We start from the raw sequence: 14316 nt of genomic DNA on the forward strand, positions 1-14316 counted from the left end.
CTTCGTGATCCGCTATGCGCTCGTACGAGGAGCCCTGCTCATCGCAGGGCTCCTCGTATCGAGCGTGCTGATCTTCCTGACCCTGCGGGTCTTCCCGGGAGACGTGGCCCAGCTGATCGCCGGCACCCAGGCCTCCCCCACCGAGGTCGAGGCGCTCCGTGAATCGCTCGGCCTGAACCAGCCGCTGCTCGCGCAGTACACGGACTGGATCGGCGGCATCTTCCGGGGCGACCTCGGCACCTCGCTGCTCTCGGGTGCCTCGGTCGGAGAAGAACTGCTGCTCAAGGCCCAGGTCACCGTGCCTCTCGGCATCATGTCGCTGCTCATCGCCGTGCTCATCGCCGTGCCGTTCGGAATCCTCGCCGCCCTCCTGCGCGGCCGACGCGCCGGCACCGCCCTCAGCGTCGGCGCTCAGACGCTGGCCGCCGTGCCCGTCGTTTGGGCCGGCATGATGCTCATCGTCGTCTTCTCGGTCTGGCTCGGCTGGCTGCCGCCGCAGGGATTCCCCCGCACCGGCTGGTCCACGCCCGGGCGCGCGATCGAGTCGCTGCTGCTCCCCGCGCTGACGATCGGCGTGGTCGAGGGAGCCATGCTCATGCGCTTCGTGCGCAGCGCGACCCTGCAGGCCGCCGGACAGGACTTCGTCCGGACAGCCGCGGCGAAAGGGCTGACCCGCACGCGCGCGCTCATCCAGCACGGGATCCCGGCCGTGGGGCTCTCGATCATCACGGTGCTCGGCCTCCAGGTCGCCGGGATCATCGTCGGATCCGTCATCATCGAGCAGCTGTTCACCCTCCCCGGCATCGGACGGATGCTGGTGGCCGATGTCGGCACCCGCGACCTCATCAAGGTGCAGAGCGAACTGCTCGTCCTCACCGGCTTCGTGCTGATCGTGGGCTTCGTCGTCGACCTCCTGCACCGCGTCATCGATCCTCGACAGCGGGAGGCCGCATGACGCCGCGCTGGCTCGGCCGACTCTGGGGTACGCCGACGGGGTGCTTCGGCATCATCGTCGTCGCCGTGATCGCTCTCACGGCGATCGTGGCGCTCTTCTGGACCCCGTTCGACCCGCAGGCGTCGGACATCGGCGATCGATGGCTGCCCCCGAGCTGGCCGCACCTGCTCGGCACCGACGACACCGGCCGCGACATCCTGAGCCTGCTGATGGCGGGCGCGCGCACGACGGTCTTCGTCAGCGTCGGCGCGGGAATCGTGGCCACGCTCGTCGGCATCGCCCTGGCCGCCCTCGGCGCCCTCACCGCTCGCTGGATGCGTGAGACCGTCGCGGTGCTCGTCGACATCCTGATCGCCTTCCCCGTGCTGCTGATCGCCATGATGATCTCGTCGGTCTGGGGCGGGTCGCTCTGGGTCGTGATCTGGTCCGTGGGGATCGGCTTCGGCGTGAACATCGCCCGCGTCACCCGACCCGAGCTGCGCCGGGTGCAGCAGAGCGACTTCGTGCTCGCCGCCCGCGCCGCAGGTCTCACGCCGACGCAGAGCCTCGTGCGGCACCTGCTTCCGAACGTCGCCCCGGTCTTCATCGTGCAGCTCTCCTGGTCCATGGCCGTCGCCGTGCTCGCCGAGGCCGGCCTGTCGTACCTCGGATTCGGCGCGTCGGTGGTCGAGCCGAGCTGGGGGCTCCTGCTCGCCGATCTCCAGCGCTACATCGGCGTGCATCCGCTGTCGGTGATCTGGCCGGGGCTCGCGATCACGATCACCGTGCTCGCACTCAACCTCCTCGGCGACGGACTGCGCGAGGCGACGGATCCGACCCTGCGGCATCGCGCCGCCGAGGTCCACACACCGGGAGTTGTCGCATGAGCCTGTCCGTGCAGGATCTGGTGATCGAGATCGACGGGCGTCGCGTCGTCGACGGGATCGCGTTCGAGGTCCCCGACGGCGCACGACTCGGACTGATCGGCGAATCGGGGTCGGGCAAGTCGCTCACCGCCCTCGCTGTCCTCGGGTTGCTCCCCGACGGCGCGACGGCGAGCGGCAGCATCCGCTGGAACGGCACCGAGCTGATCGGGATGCCGGACCGGGAACTGGCAAAGCTTCGCGGTGACGACATCGGCATCGTGTTCCAGGAGCCCCGCACGGCGCTCAACCCCATCCGGACGGTGGGCCGACAGATCGCGGAGTCCATCCGCATCCACGAGGGACTCGGTCGTCGGGAAGCCCGGGAACGCGCGATCGCGGAAGCGGCACGCGTACGGCTCCCCGATCCCGAGACGATCGTGGACCGGTACCCGCACCAGCTCTCGGGCGGGCAGCGGCAGCGCGTCGCGATCGCCATGGCACTCGCCTGTCGGCCCCGACTGCTCATCGCCGACGAGCCGACAACAGCGCTCGACGTCACGATCCAGGCCGAGATCCTCTCCCTGCTGCTCGCTCTCGTCGCCGATGAGGGGATGTCGCTCGTGTTCATCACGCACGACCTCGCCGTGCTCGCGCAGGTCGCAACCGAGGGCGTGGTGCTCGAGCACGGACGCGTCGTCGAAGCGGCCCCGGTCTCGACCCTGCTGTCGACTCCTGCCTCACCGGTCACCCAGGGCCTGCTGCGCGATGCCACGGCGACTCTCTGGCGCCCGAACGGTGGTGCCGCATGAGCCTGATCGAAGCACGGGGGCTCCGCCGCGACTTCGTCGTCCCGAAGCGAACCGCATTCGAGCGCACGCGCACGCAGACGGCGCTGGCAGAGACCGACCTCGATGTCGTCGAGGGTTCATCCGTGGGGATCATCGGCGAGTCAGGGTCGGGAAAGTCCACGCTGGTCCGACTGATCCTCGGTCTCGACCGCCCCACGTCCGGGACCGTGTCGATGGACGGACGCCCCGTCGACGCCACGGCATCCGCGAAGTCGCTGCACTGGCTGCGGCGCGAGACCGGACTCGTCTTCCAGGATCCGTATGCGTCGCTCGACCCGCGCATGACGGCCGGCCAGATCGTGCGAGAGCCGCTGTGGGCCCTCGGCATCGAGGGGGATCACCGGGCGCGAGTACGCGAGGTGCTCGCCCAGGTCGGGCTCGAGCCCGAGATGGGCGACCGCTATCCGCACGAGTTCTCGGGCGGCCAGCGACAGCGGATCGCGCTCGCGCGGGCGATCGTGCATCGCCCCCGAATCCTCGTCGGCGACGAGCCGCTCTCCGCCCTCGACGTGACGGTGCGCACACAGATCCTCGAGCTACTGATCGAGCTCCGCCGCACGACCGATCTCACCCTGCTGCTGGTGTCGCACGACATCGGCGTGGTGCAGAACCTGTGCGACGCGGTCGTCGTGATGAAGGACGGCCACATCGTCGAGCGGGGTTCCACGCAAGATGTGCTGCTGCACCCCACGGAGGACTACACGAAGACGCTGCTCGCGGCGATCCCGGTGATCCCGGGCGCTCCTCCTCGCCCCTCCCGCGACTGAGCTGCCGCGGATTCGTCGGGTCGTCAGCGCGAACCGAAGAGCCTCCGCCGGCGTCCGGTGGGCTTGAGCACGCGCCGCATGTAGACGGTGCCGAGGTCGCGGCCGAACTTGTAGCCGACCCGCCCCATGCGACCGGCTTCGACGAACCCCAGCTTCTCGTGCAGCCGGATCGATGCCTCCGCCCCGCTGTCGCTGATCACCGCGACCATCTCGCGCAGACCGATCTGCTCGCAGGCATCGATGAGCGCCTGGAGCAGGGCCGCGCCGAGTCCCTTCCCGCCCGCGCCCGGACCGAGGTAGATCGAGTCCTCGACGGTGTACTTGTAGGCGTTCTTGCCGGCCCAGGGCTGCGCGAGCGCGTAGCCGATCACTACGCCGGCCGGCGAGACCGCGACGAGGAACGGCAGCTCCAGCCGCGTGAGCAGCGCGTACTTGTCGCGCCAGTACGGGATGCTGCTGCGCCGCTCGTCGAGCGTCACCGCCGAGTTGCTCACGAAATGGTTGTAGATCTCGCGGACGTGAGGCAGGTCCGCCGGACGCACCGCACGGATCGTGTACGAGAAGACCTGGGGGGCGACCTCGGGGCGGAGGTGGCGCGGGAGGACGCGGCGACGGTCCCCCGGTTCGAACTGCATGCGCCCAGCTTATTCGCGTCATCATCTCGTCCGGTAGGCGCGGTGCCCGGTGTCGGGGATGAGCCTGGAGGCGCGGTCGCCGCCCGGAACCTATCGGAGAGTGTCACCATCCTGGCCGTCGCGACGGGCTCTGGATGATCTCCGCGGGCCGGTACCCGCCCCCGACTCAGCCCCGATCCACCGATTCAGTGCTTCCGACGTACGTCGCGCTGTGCGCCGATTGCAGACGCTTCCGTGCAACCGAACGGTGTCGCCATTCCGCAGTTCGGCAGCCACGCGACCACTCTCCAGCTGTCCCCCGGAAACAGTCCAGCCCGCGATGAACAAGTATCCCGTATACGACTCCTCGCGAAAACGAACGATCTCACCCTTGACGTAGGTGCGCGTCCGCCACCAAGAGGTTGCGACGAGGAGATCTCCATCTATGCGAATTCCCGTGAATGGCAGCCGAACCCAACACCAACAGCAGACCAGCACCAAGCAGGCCAGGGCAACGATGCCGACGGGCGGAATCGAAGCGCTGGCATTGATCAGCAGTAGCAGCGGAACGACCCCGAAGAAGAACGTGGCCGGCCCGAGTCTCCTCGCTCTTTCGGCGAGACCCTGGTTGCGTAACGACCTAGAAGACCGCGGATACAACGAATCTCCCCGCTCGAAAGGATGGAGCCATCGGCTTGCTGACAGGTCTGGGCTTCAGCGTCCTGTCCAGTGCATTTCCCGCAACATTCTCTGCACCATAACTCATAAAGCGCGTCCTGCGATCGTACGGCCGGAGGTTGACACGTGTGTGATTGCCAGGCGTGCTCCTCATGACCTTCTTGACCTTCACCATCGCTCTCACCGCAACCACCGCTTTACCTGCCGGGCCACCTGTTGCGGCTGATGCCGCCTGGATTCCCGCGTCGAGCCATTTCCCCTGAGCGGCGTATGCGCCGGCCATGACTACTCCGCAGATCGCGCCGGTGACAGCAAACGAGAACATACACAGTGTCGACACTGGCCCATCCGTGAGCCACTTTGCCGCATCCTGCCACCACGAATTTCCACTCGTGTCACTCTTGCCGATGGGATCTGTCGGCCAGACGTAGTCGTTGTCGACGCCGCCCTCGACTGGGTCGACCTGAAGGAATCGACCGAGGGCCGGCACATAGAGCCTCGCCCCCATCTCGATCATCAGGACAGTTGATTCCGCTTCAACCGGCTTCCGGGCGCCCTGATGCCATCCGCTCGCGCCATCGTTCTGCCCGGCGGCATTGGCGGCGATCGTGCCGATCGCGAACGTGGTCATATCCAACGGCTGACCGAACGGTTCGTAAAGCTGCAGTGCCCCGTGGCCAGCCCCGTCACCGGTCACCAGGGTGTGCCCGAGAGGACTCGGATACTGCCACGACGCTGACACACCGTTCGTCCCTGACGCGCTCAGCGCGACCGACACTCCCCCAGGAAGGGAGCGCCTAGATCAAACGGTCGTGCTCCGCAGGCTCGCCCCCCACCCGCCAGTCGATCGCGTCGGCACTCTGCTCCACGAGGAGGTCGTTCACACGGGAGAACGGGCGGGAACCGAAGAAGCCGCGGCTGGCGGACAGCGGAGACGGGTGAGCGGAGGCGATGATCGGCGTCGAACCCAGCATCGGCTGCAGGTTCGCGGCGTCCTTGCCCCACAGCACGGCGACGAGCGGCTGATCGCGGGCGACGAGCGTCCGGATCGCGAGCTCGGTGACCTTCTCCCACCCCCAGCCGCGGTGCGAGGCGGCGGCACCGGGCCGCACGGTGAGCACGCGGTTGAGCAGGAGCACGCCCTGATCGCTCCACGCAGTGAGATCGCCGTGGGGCGCCGGCGGGATGCCGAGATCGCTCTCCCGCTCCCTGTAGATGTTGGAGAGGCTGCGCGGCAGCGGGCGCACATCGCGGTCCACCGCGAAAGACAGACCGATCGGGTGGCCGGGCGTCGGATAGGGGTCCTGTCCGGTGATCAGCACCCGCACGTCGGCCAACGGCCGCTGGAACGCGCGGAGCACGTTCTCCCCCGACGGAAGGTACCCGTGCCCCGCCTCCTGCTCGGCGCGGAGTCGCTCGCCAAGCTCGGTGATGGTGTCCTGAACGGGAGCGAGTGCCTCCGCCCACCCCGCGTCGATCTGCCCGTCCGCGGCGAGCTCGGCGAGAGACTGCGCCATCGTCAGTCGATGGAGCGCACGCGCAAAGGACCGCGCGCGAGCAGGTGCTGCGCCGACTGCGCGACCGGGCGCATCGTGATCAGGTCGAGGTTGACGTGTCCCGGCGACTCCAGCGCATACGCGATCACGTCGGCGACGTCTTCGGCGAGAAGAGGCGCTTCGACGCCCGAGTACACGGCTTCGGCGGCCACGGCGTCACCCCCGAGACGGTTCAGCGTGAACTCCTCGGTGTGGACCATGCCGGGCGCGACCTCGACGACGCGGATCGGCTCGCCGTTGAGCTCCTGGCGGAGGACCTTCACGAGCATGCCCTCAGCGGCCTTTGCGGCGTTGTACCCGGCGCCTCCCGCATACGCCGACTGCGCGGCGGTCGAGGTCACGAAGAGCGTGTCGGCGTAGCCGTCTGCCGCAGCGGCCCGACGCAGCAGCGGGAGCAGTCCCGCCACGAGTCGCTGCGTCGCCAGCACGTTGGCGTCGAACATCCACTGCCAGTCCGCGACCGAGGCATCCTCGATGCGGTCGGTCCCCCGGGCACCACCGGCCACCTGCACGAGCGCGTGCACCGGTCCCGACGCTTCGAGTTCCGAGACCAGCGCGTCGACGGCTGCCGGGTCCGTCAGGTCGCACGCGATGGCCGAAGCCCCGGTCTCCGCGGCGAGCGCGGACAGACGGTCCTCGCGTCGGGCGACACCGACGACATCCCATCCTCGTGCCCGGAGTGCGCGCACCGTCGCCGCGCCGATTCCCGAACTCGCACCTGTCACCACTGCACGTCTGTTCACCATGCCTCCACCGTACGATGTTCCGCTGAGATTGCGGAGTCCCGCACGGGGCTGTCGCGGAACCCTCAGAACAGAGTCACGGTGCGGCTGCTCACGAAGCCGTCGGTCGGGCTGCCGGTGGAGGTCACGGTGACGCTGATGCCTGAGTTGAGCGGCGTCGGCCCGAGGATGCCGAAGCTGACGTTCGTGACGCCCTGTCCGGCGAGGCTGCCGGCGTAGACGAGCGTGTACGTGACCGTGCCGTCGCCGTTCGCCGTGGCGCCACCGGCGGTCCACGTGGGGTCCGTGACAGGGAGGCCGCCGACGGTCGGGCTCGTCCCGCCCGCATTGGCGATGACGGCCGGCACGACGTCACCGACATCCGCCCGAGCGAACGTGACCGTGACTGTGCCGCTCGTGACGTCCTCCACAGGCAGCGTCGTCGCCTGGGTGTCGTCATTGCGGAGCTGGATCGACGCCCCGTAGTACTGCGTATCCACCCAGGTGCCGCCCAGCATGGACTCGATGACGAAGCGTCCGAGCGCACCGCCCGATGCGGCAGCAGCCGGGGTCGCCACGGCGACCGCGACGATCGGGAGCGACCACGCGGCACCCGTCAGGACCGTCCGTCGCCCGACCCCCGGCGTCGATCCGTCACGGGCGCTCTCGCCACCTGCCGTGTTCGGTCCCTCATGACTGACCATCGGGACGACTCCCTCCGCGTTGCGGCGCACATCACCGCGCTTGTGTGTGCCACACGGTACTGACGCCGAACGCAGATCGGAACCCGTCTCTCACCCGCTGCCTCACCCGTCTACTCACCCGGCGATGCCTCCTCTCCCGCGTGATTCCGGGCCTCCGCCGTGTTACGTCACATTTCCCGGTTGTTGTTGACACGGGCCGATGTTCCGTACTCTCGCTGCAACGGCATCCGCCATCCGACCTTCCGACCACTCCTGGGGGAAATCATGTCCGCACCCGAGTCCTGGCGCTTCGAGACCAAGCAGATCCACTCCGGCGCCGCCCCCGACCCGGTCACGAAGGCCCGCGCCACGCCGATCTACCAGACCACGTCGTACGTGTTCGACAGCGCGGACCATGCGGCCAACCTCTTCGCCCTGGCGGAGTTCGGCAACATCTACACCCGCATCCAGAACCCGACGCAGGACGTGCTCGAGCAGCGTCTCGCCGCGCTCGAAGGCGGCACCGGCGCACTCGTGCTCGCCAGCGGCCAGGCAGCCTCGACCTTCGCGATCCTCAACATCGCTCAGGCCGGCGACCACTTCGTCGCCTCGAGCTCGATCTACGGCGGCACCTACAACCTCTTCAAGTACACCCTCGCCAAGCTCGGCATCGAGGTCACCTTCGTCGAGAACCAGGATGACGCCGAGGAATGGCGCCGCGCGGTGCGCCCGAACACGAAGCTGTTCTTCGCGGAGACCATCGGCAACCCGCAGATCAACATCCTCGACATCCGCGCCGTCGCCGACATCGCACACGAGTCCGGCGTCCCGCTGATCGTCGACAACACGATCGCCACCCCGTACCTGATCCGTCCGTTCGAGTTCGGCGCCGACATCGTCGTGCACTCGGTCACCAAGTTCCTCGGCGGACACGGCACCACCATCGGCGGCGCCATCGTCGACGGCGGAACGTTCGAGTGGTCGAAGAACGTCGACAAGTTCCCGGGCCTCACGGTTCCGGACCCCTCGTACCACGGCGCCAGCTACACCGCTGCCGTCGGCGACCCGCTCGCCTACATCATCAAGGCCCGCGTGCAGCTGCTGCGCGACCTCGGCTCGGCCATCGCGCCGCAGAGCGCGTGGAACCTCATCCAGGGTATCGAGACCCTGTCGCTGCGCATCGAGCGTCACGTGCAGAACGCGCAGGAGATCGCCGAGTGGCTCGACAGCCGTGACGACGTCGCGACCGTCAACTACTCGGGCCTTCCCTCCTCGCCGTGGTATGCCAAGGCGAACGAGTACGCTCCCAAGGGCGTCGGCGCGGTGCTGTCGTTCGAGCTCAAGGGCGGTGTCGAGGCCGGCCGCGAGTTCGTGAACAGCCTGTCGCTGTTCAGCCACCTCGCCAACATCGGCGACGTGCGCTCGCTCGTCATCCACCCCGCGTCGACCACGCACGCGCAGCTCACCCCCGAGCAGCAGCTCACCGCGGGTGTCACCCCGGGCCTCGTCCGCCTCTCCGTGGGCATCGAGAACATCGACGACCTGAAGGCCGACCTCGACCAGGCTCTCGCCGCAGCACGCGCCGTGTCGGAGGCCGCTCGCGCCTGACGTTCCTCACGCACCACGAGGATGCCTCGGACCACGCGGTCCGGGGCATCCTCGCGTTCGCGGGCGCGGGCACCACCCGGCCGACCCACAGGCGGCTCCGTCGAGAATGGGATCCCCGCTGTGAGGAGAGCATGATCGACGTCGAACACCGACCACCGCTCGCCCGACGCACCACGACGCGCCATGCCCGCTGTCTCGCGATCGCCGGCATCACCGTGCTGATCCTGCTCGTGTGCGGATGGGTTCCTGGCGTGATCGGCACCGCCGTCGCCGCCGTCCTCCCCTGGCTCGGACTCGTCCTCCTCGCACTCGTCGTCATCGCGCTCTTCCTCGCGCGGCGCGTGATCGTCCTCCTCCTGGTGCCCACGCTCCTCTGGTTCCTCGCGATGGCCCCGGCGTTCCCCGGCCTCCCGGCATCGGCCAGTGCGGAGAGTGAACTCACGATCGCCAGCCAGAACGTGCGCGCGCACTCCGGCAGCGCTGCCGCCTCCGCCACAGAGCTCGCGCAGAGCGAAGCGGATGTGATCGCCCTCACCGAACTCGACGGCGACAGCCTCTCCGCCGCGAGCGAGGTGCTCGCCGACGCGTACCCGCACTCCTACACGGTCGGCACGGTGGCACTGTGGAGTCGATACCCGCTGGCGAGCGCCGAACCGCTCACGCTCGGGCTCAGCTGGAAGCGCGCGCTCCGCGTCGAGGTGCAGAGCCCCGCGGGACCGGTCGCCGTCTACGTGCTGCACGCCGCCTCCGTGCGCCCCGGACAGCAACAGGACCGCGACACGATGCTCAACGGCATCGCCGAGCAGGTCGCCTCCGACGCAGCCACCGCACTTGTCGTCGTCGGGGACTTCAACGCACCCTCGACGGACCCGAGCCTGGCCGCGCTGCGAGCGGAAGCCGAGTGGGCACGGCCGACCGACGGAACGCTCGGGTTCACCTGGCCCGCCGCATTCCCGCTCGTCCGGATCGACCAGGTGTTCGTCCGCGGACTCGATGTCGTCGCCTCGAGCACGCTGCGCACCGGGAACAGCGACCATCTCGCCACGATGACCCGCGTCCGCTGAGTCGACCGCCCCGTCGTCCGGGCCGTCGCACGCACGGCGACACGACACCGGGTCGTAACCTGCCGCCGCCGGGTGCTCGACCAGGCGACAATGGAGGGATGGACTGGCAGACGACCTCCGAGGACACGGTGCCGTCGGCGCCCGTGACGGAGGCCGACGTGCGGCTGCTCCGTGCCCGCCCACCGGCGACGGGCGCGTGGCGCGACGGCGACCCGGTCGGCGGTAGGCGGTTCGCGGCGTTCGGCGCCTTCTCGACCGAGAGCGGCCGCGAGCTGCCGGGCATCCGCATCGCCTACGAGTCGTGGGGCGAACTGAATGCCGCTCGCGACAACGCGATCCTCGTGCTGCATGCGCTCACGGGCGACAGCCATGTGCGGGGTCCTGCAGGCTCCGGCCATCCGACCGTGGGGTGGTGGGAAGACATCACCGGCCCCGGTGCGCCGCTCGACACCGACCGCTGGTTCGTGATCGCTCCGAACATGTTGGGCGGCTGCCAGGGATCGACCGGACCGGCAAGCGTCGCCCCCGACGGCTACGAATGGGCGTCGCGCTTCCCCTACCTGACGATCCGCGACCAGGTGGCGGCGCAGGTGCGGCTCGCCGATGCGCTGGGCATCGACAGCTTTGCCGCGGTCATCGGCGGATCCATGGGCGGCATGCATGCCCTGGAGTGGGCGGTGACGCATCCCGAGCGCGTACAACGGCTGGCTGTGCTCTCCTCTCCCCCGGTGACGACGGCCGACCAGATCGCGCTGAACACCGTGCAGCTGGAGACTATCCGGATGGACCCGCGGTTCCAGGGCGGCGAGTACTACGACCTCGGAGACGGTGACGGCCCGCACCGCGGACTCGCGCTGGCACGGCGGATGGCTCTGCTGAACTACCGCAGCCCGATCGAGCTGAACCAGCGCTTCCAGCGGTCGTGGCAGTCGGATGTCTCACCTCTCGGTCACGGCGGACGTTTCGCCGTGGAGTCGTACCTCGATTTCCACGGCAACAAGTTCACCCGTCGCTTCGACGCGAACAGCTACATCACGCTCGTCGAGGCCATGAACTCGCACGATGTCGGGCGCGGGCGCGGCGGTGTCGAAGAGGCGCTGCACGCCGTCACAGCCACCACGCTCGTCCTCGGCATCGACAGCGACCGACTGTTCCCCGTCGACGGACAGCAGCGCATCGCCCGCAGCATCCGGAACGTGATCGACGGGGAGGCCGTGGTGGTCTCCAGCGACTTCGGGCACGACGGCTTCCTCATCGAGACCGAGATCGTCGGCGCGAACCTGCGGCGGCTGCTCGAGAGCTGATCCGCGTCGCTCAGCCCGGGAAGAACCGCCACGGCAGTTCGCCCGCCTCGAGACGCCCCTGCTCCCACGCGAACGCCTGCGCGGCGCCCGAACCCAGAACACGGGTCTGGAACAGTTGCACGGCGCCGCCGGACGCCAACGCGGATGGAACGTCGGTGAAGGCCGACAGCTGATGCAGCGTGATCCAGGTCGGCGGGTACAGCATCCACTCCCCGGCACCGTGCCGCGCCAGAGCCTCGGCCGGCCGGACCCAGGCGATCTCGGCCACCTCGTCTTCGGACGGTGAGGGATCGGTGGACGGCGCCTCAGCGAGGAAGAACCAGGTGCGGATGCGCGTGGGCGCCTCGACCGGCGGATGCCACTGGGAGAACGCCACCAGCTCCTCGACGACGACCCCGACCTCTTCGAAGGTCTCTCGGATCGCGGCACGACGCGCGTCCTCGACCTCTTCGTCACCGTCACGCCGATCGGCCGGCTCGACCTTGCCGCCGGGGAAGACCCACGCGCCCGCGAATGATCCACGATCGGGACGCCGCATCAGCAGCACTTCGAAGCCGGGGTCGGCTGCGCGCAGCAGCACGACCGTGCCGGCGACGGGCAAGGACGAATCGGGCGTGATCACCCCGTCACTCTACGATGCGACGCGTTCCCTGGCCGCGGGCCGACGCGCGTCCACGCGGTAGGACAGCAGGGCGATCAGCAATCCCGCCACGGCGAGCGCGGCACCGGTCCATGCGGGCGCCGTGAAGCCCCAGCCTGCCGCGATCACGAGCCCACCGAGGAAAGCGCCCAGGCTGTTCCCGATGTTGAGGGCGGAGTGGTTCATCGCCGCGGCGATCGACTGGTTGTCTTCGGCCACATCCATCAGACCCGTCTGGATCGTCGGGCTCAGCACCGACGACACGAACCCGACCACGAAGACCAGCAGCCCCAGCGTCACGATCCAGAAGGCCAGCACCGCGAGGAGGCCGAGGACGACGACGAGCGCCGCGAGTCCGTAGAGCAGGGTGCGGCGCAGGTCGATGTCTGCCAGGTGGCCGCCGACGAGGTTTCCCGCGGTCATGCCGAGGCCCATGAGTACCAGGACGATGGGCACCGCCCAGTCCGGCGACCCGGCGACCTCGGTCACGAGAGGCGCGATGTAGCTGTAGACGGCGAAGAAGCCACCGAAACCGATCGCACCGACGCCGAGTGTGAACCACACCTGCGGGATGCGGAAGACCCGGAGTTCCTGGCGCATCGTGCGTCCGGGATCACCGGGGTGCTGCGGCACGAACACCGCGATGAAGACCGTCGCCAACGCGAACACGATCGCGACGACGGCGAACGCCGCGCGCCATCCCCACACCTGTCCGAGGAACGTGCCGAGCGGCACGCCGACCACGTTGGCGACCGTCAGTCCCGTGAGGATGAATGCCACGCCCTTGGCACGGTTCCCCGGACCCATGACGTCGGCCGCGACCAGGGCGCCGATGCCGAAGTACGCGCCATGCGGGAGCCCTGCCAGGAACCGGGAGGCGGCGACCAGTTCGAACGTGGGCAAGATGACTGTGAGCGCGTTGAAGACCGTCAGCGCGAGGGCCAGCACGATCATGACCCGGTGCCGCGGGAAGCGCGCGACGAATCCGGCGATGGTCGGCGCACCGACCACCACGCCCAGCGCGTACAGCGAGATCAGCCAACCGGCCTGGCTCAGCGCGTCTTCCTGGCTGGTGGCCCAGAGCGAGGGCAGCAGGTCGGCGGCGATGTTGGGCAGCAGACCCATGACCACGAACTCGGTCATGCCGATGCCGAAGCTGCCGATGGCGAGAGAGAGGAGCGCCCACTTCGCCGCACCCCTCGATTCAGTCGAGGGATTCACCGGTACAGCCTAGCGGCCGTCCGACGCCACGCCGTCCGTGCTCGTCCGCTCACGCAACATGAAGACGTCGACCTCGTCCTGCCGCTCGAGAACGAACCCGTGGCGTTCATAGAGCGCCCGGGCAGGGCTGCCCTGGAGCACGTTGAGCCGATGGAGCACGTCGTCGTCCAGCAGCATCGTCAGGATGCGTCCTCCGACGCCGCGCCCCTGGTGCGAAGGAGCGATGTAGAAGTGCTCCAGCCAGCGCGACCCGCCTTCGTCACGGAGCGCGACGGAGCCGACGTCCTGTCCGTCCACGACAATGATGTGCGTCTCCGTCGGCGCGAACGCGTCCCGGAATCGCTGCCGCACCCGCGCATCGTCATAGCGACCGAGCCGCGTCAGATCAGACCGGAGCACGATCGCCCGCAGCTCGGCGATCCACTCGGCGTCATCGTCGACAGCCGGACGTGTCCGGACCTCGGCAGGAGCGCGCCGATCAGTCATCCGACTCCTCGATCGCTGCCTCGAGGCGCTCGATCTTCGCGTCGAGCTCGCCCGAGTACCCGGGGCGGATGTCGGCCTTGAGCACGAGCGACACCCGCGACCCGAACGGCATGACCGCCTCGGTGGCACGCTTGACGACGTCCATCACCGTGTCCCAGTCGGGACCCTCGATCTCGGTGAACATGCTCGTCGTGCGATGCGGCAGCCCCGACTCGCGCACCACGCGCACAGCCGCGGCCACCGCGTCGTGCACGGAGGCATCGGTTCGCTCGGTTCCTTCGGCGGGTGTGCCGCTCGGGGCGACGGAGAAGGCGATCAGCATGGG

At 68.8% G+C, this 14316-nt stretch carries 16 protein-coding genes; 7 read left to right on the plus strand and 9 right to left on the minus strand.

Translation table 11 applies throughout. The features are described from left to right. The first annotated feature begins 4 nt into the window (after positions 1–4). Genes HCX50_RS05260 through HCX50_RS05275 form a run of 4 tightly spaced genes read left to right on the plus strand, consistent with a single transcriptional unit; the run spans position 5 to position 3415 of the window. Positions 5–955: an ABC transporter permease subunit gene (locus tag HCX50_RS05260; RefSeq protein WP_167633230.1), complete on the plus strand. Its 951-nt coding sequence runs from the start codon at positions 5–7 to the stop codon at positions 953–955. Then, positions 952–1821: an ABC transporter permease gene (locus HCX50_RS05265; protein WP_167633231.1), complete on the plus strand. Its 870-nt coding sequence runs from the start codon at positions 952–954 to the stop codon at positions 1819–1821. Before HCX50_RS05260 ends, HCX50_RS05265 begins: the two co-directional genes overlap by 4 nt. Further along, on the plus strand, positions 1818–2609 hold the full coding sequence (locus tag HCX50_RS05270) for an ATP-binding cassette domain-containing protein (RefSeq protein WP_167633232.1): 792 nt from the start codon (positions 1818–1820) through the stop codon (positions 2607–2609). Before HCX50_RS05265 ends, HCX50_RS05270 begins: the two co-directional genes overlap by 4 nt. Further along, positions 2606–3415, plus strand: coding sequence for an ABC transporter ATP-binding protein (locus tag HCX50_RS05275; protein ID WP_205828796.1), 810 nt, complete (start codon positions 2606–2608; stop codon positions 3413–3415). The genes HCX50_RS05270 and HCX50_RS05275 overlap by 4 nt, the downstream gene beginning before the upstream one ends. 23 nt (positions 3416–3438) lie before the next feature. Here HCX50_RS05275 and HCX50_RS05280 read toward each other — a convergent pair whose 3' ends face one another. The 5 genes from HCX50_RS05280 to HCX50_RS05300 all read right to left on the minus strand — a co-directional run bounded on the left by HCX50_RS05280 (position 3439) and on the right by HCX50_RS05300 (position 7689). Beyond that, entirely contained in the window at positions 3439–4050 is a 612-nt protein-coding gene (locus HCX50_RS05280) for a GNAT family N-acetyltransferase (protein WP_167633233.1), read from the minus strand. A gap of 619 nt (positions 4051–4669) precedes the next feature. Continuing rightward, a complete protein-coding gene (locus HCX50_RS05285) occupies positions 4670–5338 on the minus strand; it encodes a hypothetical protein (RefSeq protein WP_167633234.1) in 669 nt (222 codons plus the stop codon). A gap of 166 nt (positions 5339–5504) precedes the next feature. After that, positions 5505–6224 carry a uracil-DNA glycosylase gene (locus HCX50_RS05290; protein ID WP_167633235.1) on the minus strand — a complete coding sequence of 240 codons (720 nt, stop codon included), beginning with the start codon at positions 6222–6224 and terminating at the stop codon, positions 5505–5507. A gap of 2 nt (positions 6225–6226) precedes the next feature. Next, positions 6227–7009: an SDR family oxidoreductase gene (locus HCX50_RS05295; RefSeq protein WP_205828797.1), complete on the minus strand. Its 783-nt coding sequence runs from the start codon at positions 7007–7009 to the stop codon at positions 6227–6229. A 62-nt stretch (positions 7010–7071) separates the two neighbouring features. Next, positions 7072–7689, minus strand: a complete 618-nt coding sequence (locus HCX50_RS05300) for a hypothetical protein (RefSeq protein WP_167633236.1) — start codon at positions 7687–7689, stop codon at positions 7072–7074. A 264-nt stretch (positions 7690–7953) separates the two neighbouring features. On the opposite strand from HCX50_RS05300, the gene HCX50_RS05305 reads away from it, so the two are divergent. The 3 genes from HCX50_RS05305 to metX all read left to right on the plus strand — a co-directional run bounded on the left by HCX50_RS05305 (position 7954) and on the right by metX (position 11644). Next, the gene (locus HCX50_RS05305) at positions 7954–9276 is read left to right on the plus strand and encodes a bifunctional o-acetylhomoserine/o-acetylserine sulfhydrylase (RefSeq protein ID WP_029261929.1); all 1323 of its coding nucleotides are present in this window, start codon (positions 7954–7956) and stop codon (positions 9274–9276) included. Between the two features lie 131 nt (positions 9277–9407). Continuing rightward, positions 9408–10340 (plus strand): endonuclease/exonuclease/phosphatase family protein, encoded by a 933-nt coding sequence (locus tag HCX50_RS05310; protein ID WP_091033854.1) that lies wholly within the window; start codon positions 9408–9410, stop codon positions 10338–10340. Positions 10341–10438: 98 nt separating this feature from the next. Then, positions 10439–11644 (plus strand): homoserine O-acetyltransferase MetX, encoded by a 1206-nt coding sequence (gene metX, locus HCX50_RS05315; protein ID WP_167633237.1) that lies wholly within the window; start codon positions 10439–10441, stop codon positions 11642–11644. Positions 11645–11654: 10 nt separating this feature from the next. Here the strand turns inward: metX and HCX50_RS05320 are convergent, their stop codons facing one another. The 4 genes from HCX50_RS05320 to HCX50_RS05335 are packed head-to-tail and all read right to left on the minus strand — an operon-like array spanning position 11655 to position 14313. Continuing rightward, on the minus strand, positions 11655–12266 hold the full coding sequence (locus HCX50_RS05320; protein WP_167633238.1) for an NUDIX domain-containing protein: 612 nt from the start codon (positions 12264–12266) through the stop codon (positions 11655–11657). Between the two features lie 9 nt (positions 12267–12275). Next, positions 12276–13505: an MFS transporter gene (locus HCX50_RS05325; protein WP_167633239.1), complete on the minus strand. Its 1230-nt coding sequence runs from the start codon at positions 13503–13505 to the stop codon at positions 12276–12278. Positions 13506–13514: 9 nt separating this feature from the next. Beyond that, positions 13515–13991, minus strand: a complete 477-nt coding sequence (locus HCX50_RS05330; protein ID WP_167633240.1) for a GNAT family N-acetyltransferase — start codon at positions 13989–13991, stop codon at positions 13515–13517. Then, entirely contained in the window at positions 13984–14313 is a 330-nt protein-coding gene (locus HCX50_RS05335) for a thiamine-binding protein (RefSeq protein ID WP_091033868.1), read from the minus strand. Before HCX50_RS05335 ends, HCX50_RS05330 begins: the two co-directional genes overlap by 8 nt. Between the last annotated feature and the right edge of the window lie 3 nt (positions 14314–14316).

Source organism: Microbacterium sp. B19(2022), from assembly GCF_012030385.1.
Lineage (GTDB): Bacteria > Actinomycetota > Actinomycetes > Actinomycetales > Microbacteriaceae > Microbacterium > Microbacterium oxydans_B.

Coding starts and splice junctions, on each gene's coding strand:
- HCX50_RS05265 (WP_167633231.1), top strand. CDS start 952: ATGACGCCGCGCTGGCTCGGCCGACTCTGGGGTACGCCGACGGGGTGC.
- HCX50_RS05270 (WP_167633232.1), top strand. CDS start 1,818: ATGAGCCTGTCCGTGCAGGATCTGGTGATCGAGATCGACGGGCGTCGC.
- HCX50_RS05275 (WP_205828796.1), top strand. CDS start 2,606: ATGAGCCTGATCGAAGCACGGGGGCTCCGCCGCGACTTCGTCGTCCCG.
- HCX50_RS05280 (WP_167633233.1), bottom strand. CDS start 4,050: ATGCAGTTCGAACCGGGGGACCGTCGCCGCGTCCTCCCGCGCCACCTC.
- HCX50_RS05285 (WP_167633234.1), bottom strand. CDS start 5,338: ATGACCACGTTCGCGATCGGCACGATCGCCGCCAATGCCGCCGGGCAG.
- HCX50_RS05290 (WP_167633235.1), bottom strand. CDS start 6,224: ATGGCGCAGTCTCTCGCCGAGCTCGCCGCGGACGGGCAGATCGACGCG.
- HCX50_RS05295 (WP_205828797.1), bottom strand. CDS start 7,009: ATGGTGAACAGACGTGCAGTGGTGACAGGTGCGAGTTCGGGAATCGGC.
- HCX50_RS05300 (WP_167633236.1), bottom strand. CDS start 7,689: ATGGTCAGTCATGAGGGACCGAACACGGCAGGTGGCGAGAGCGCCCGT.
- HCX50_RS05305 (WP_029261929.1), top strand. CDS start 7,954: ATGTCCGCACCCGAGTCCTGGCGCTTCGAGACCAAGCAGATCCACTCC.
- HCX50_RS05310 (WP_091033854.1), top strand. CDS start 9,408: ATGATCGACGTCGAACACCGACCACCGCTCGCCCGACGCACCACGACG.
- metX (WP_167633237.1), top strand. CDS start 10,439: ATGGACTGGCAGACGACCTCCGAGGACACGGTGCCGTCGGCGCCCGTG.
- HCX50_RS05330 (WP_167633240.1), bottom strand. CDS start 13,991: ATGACTGATCGGCGCGCTCCTGCCGAGGTCCGGACACGTCCGGCTGTC.
- HCX50_RS05335 (WP_091033868.1), bottom strand. CDS start 14,313: ATGCTGATCGCCTTCTCCGTCGCCCCGAGCGGCACACCCGCCGAAGGA.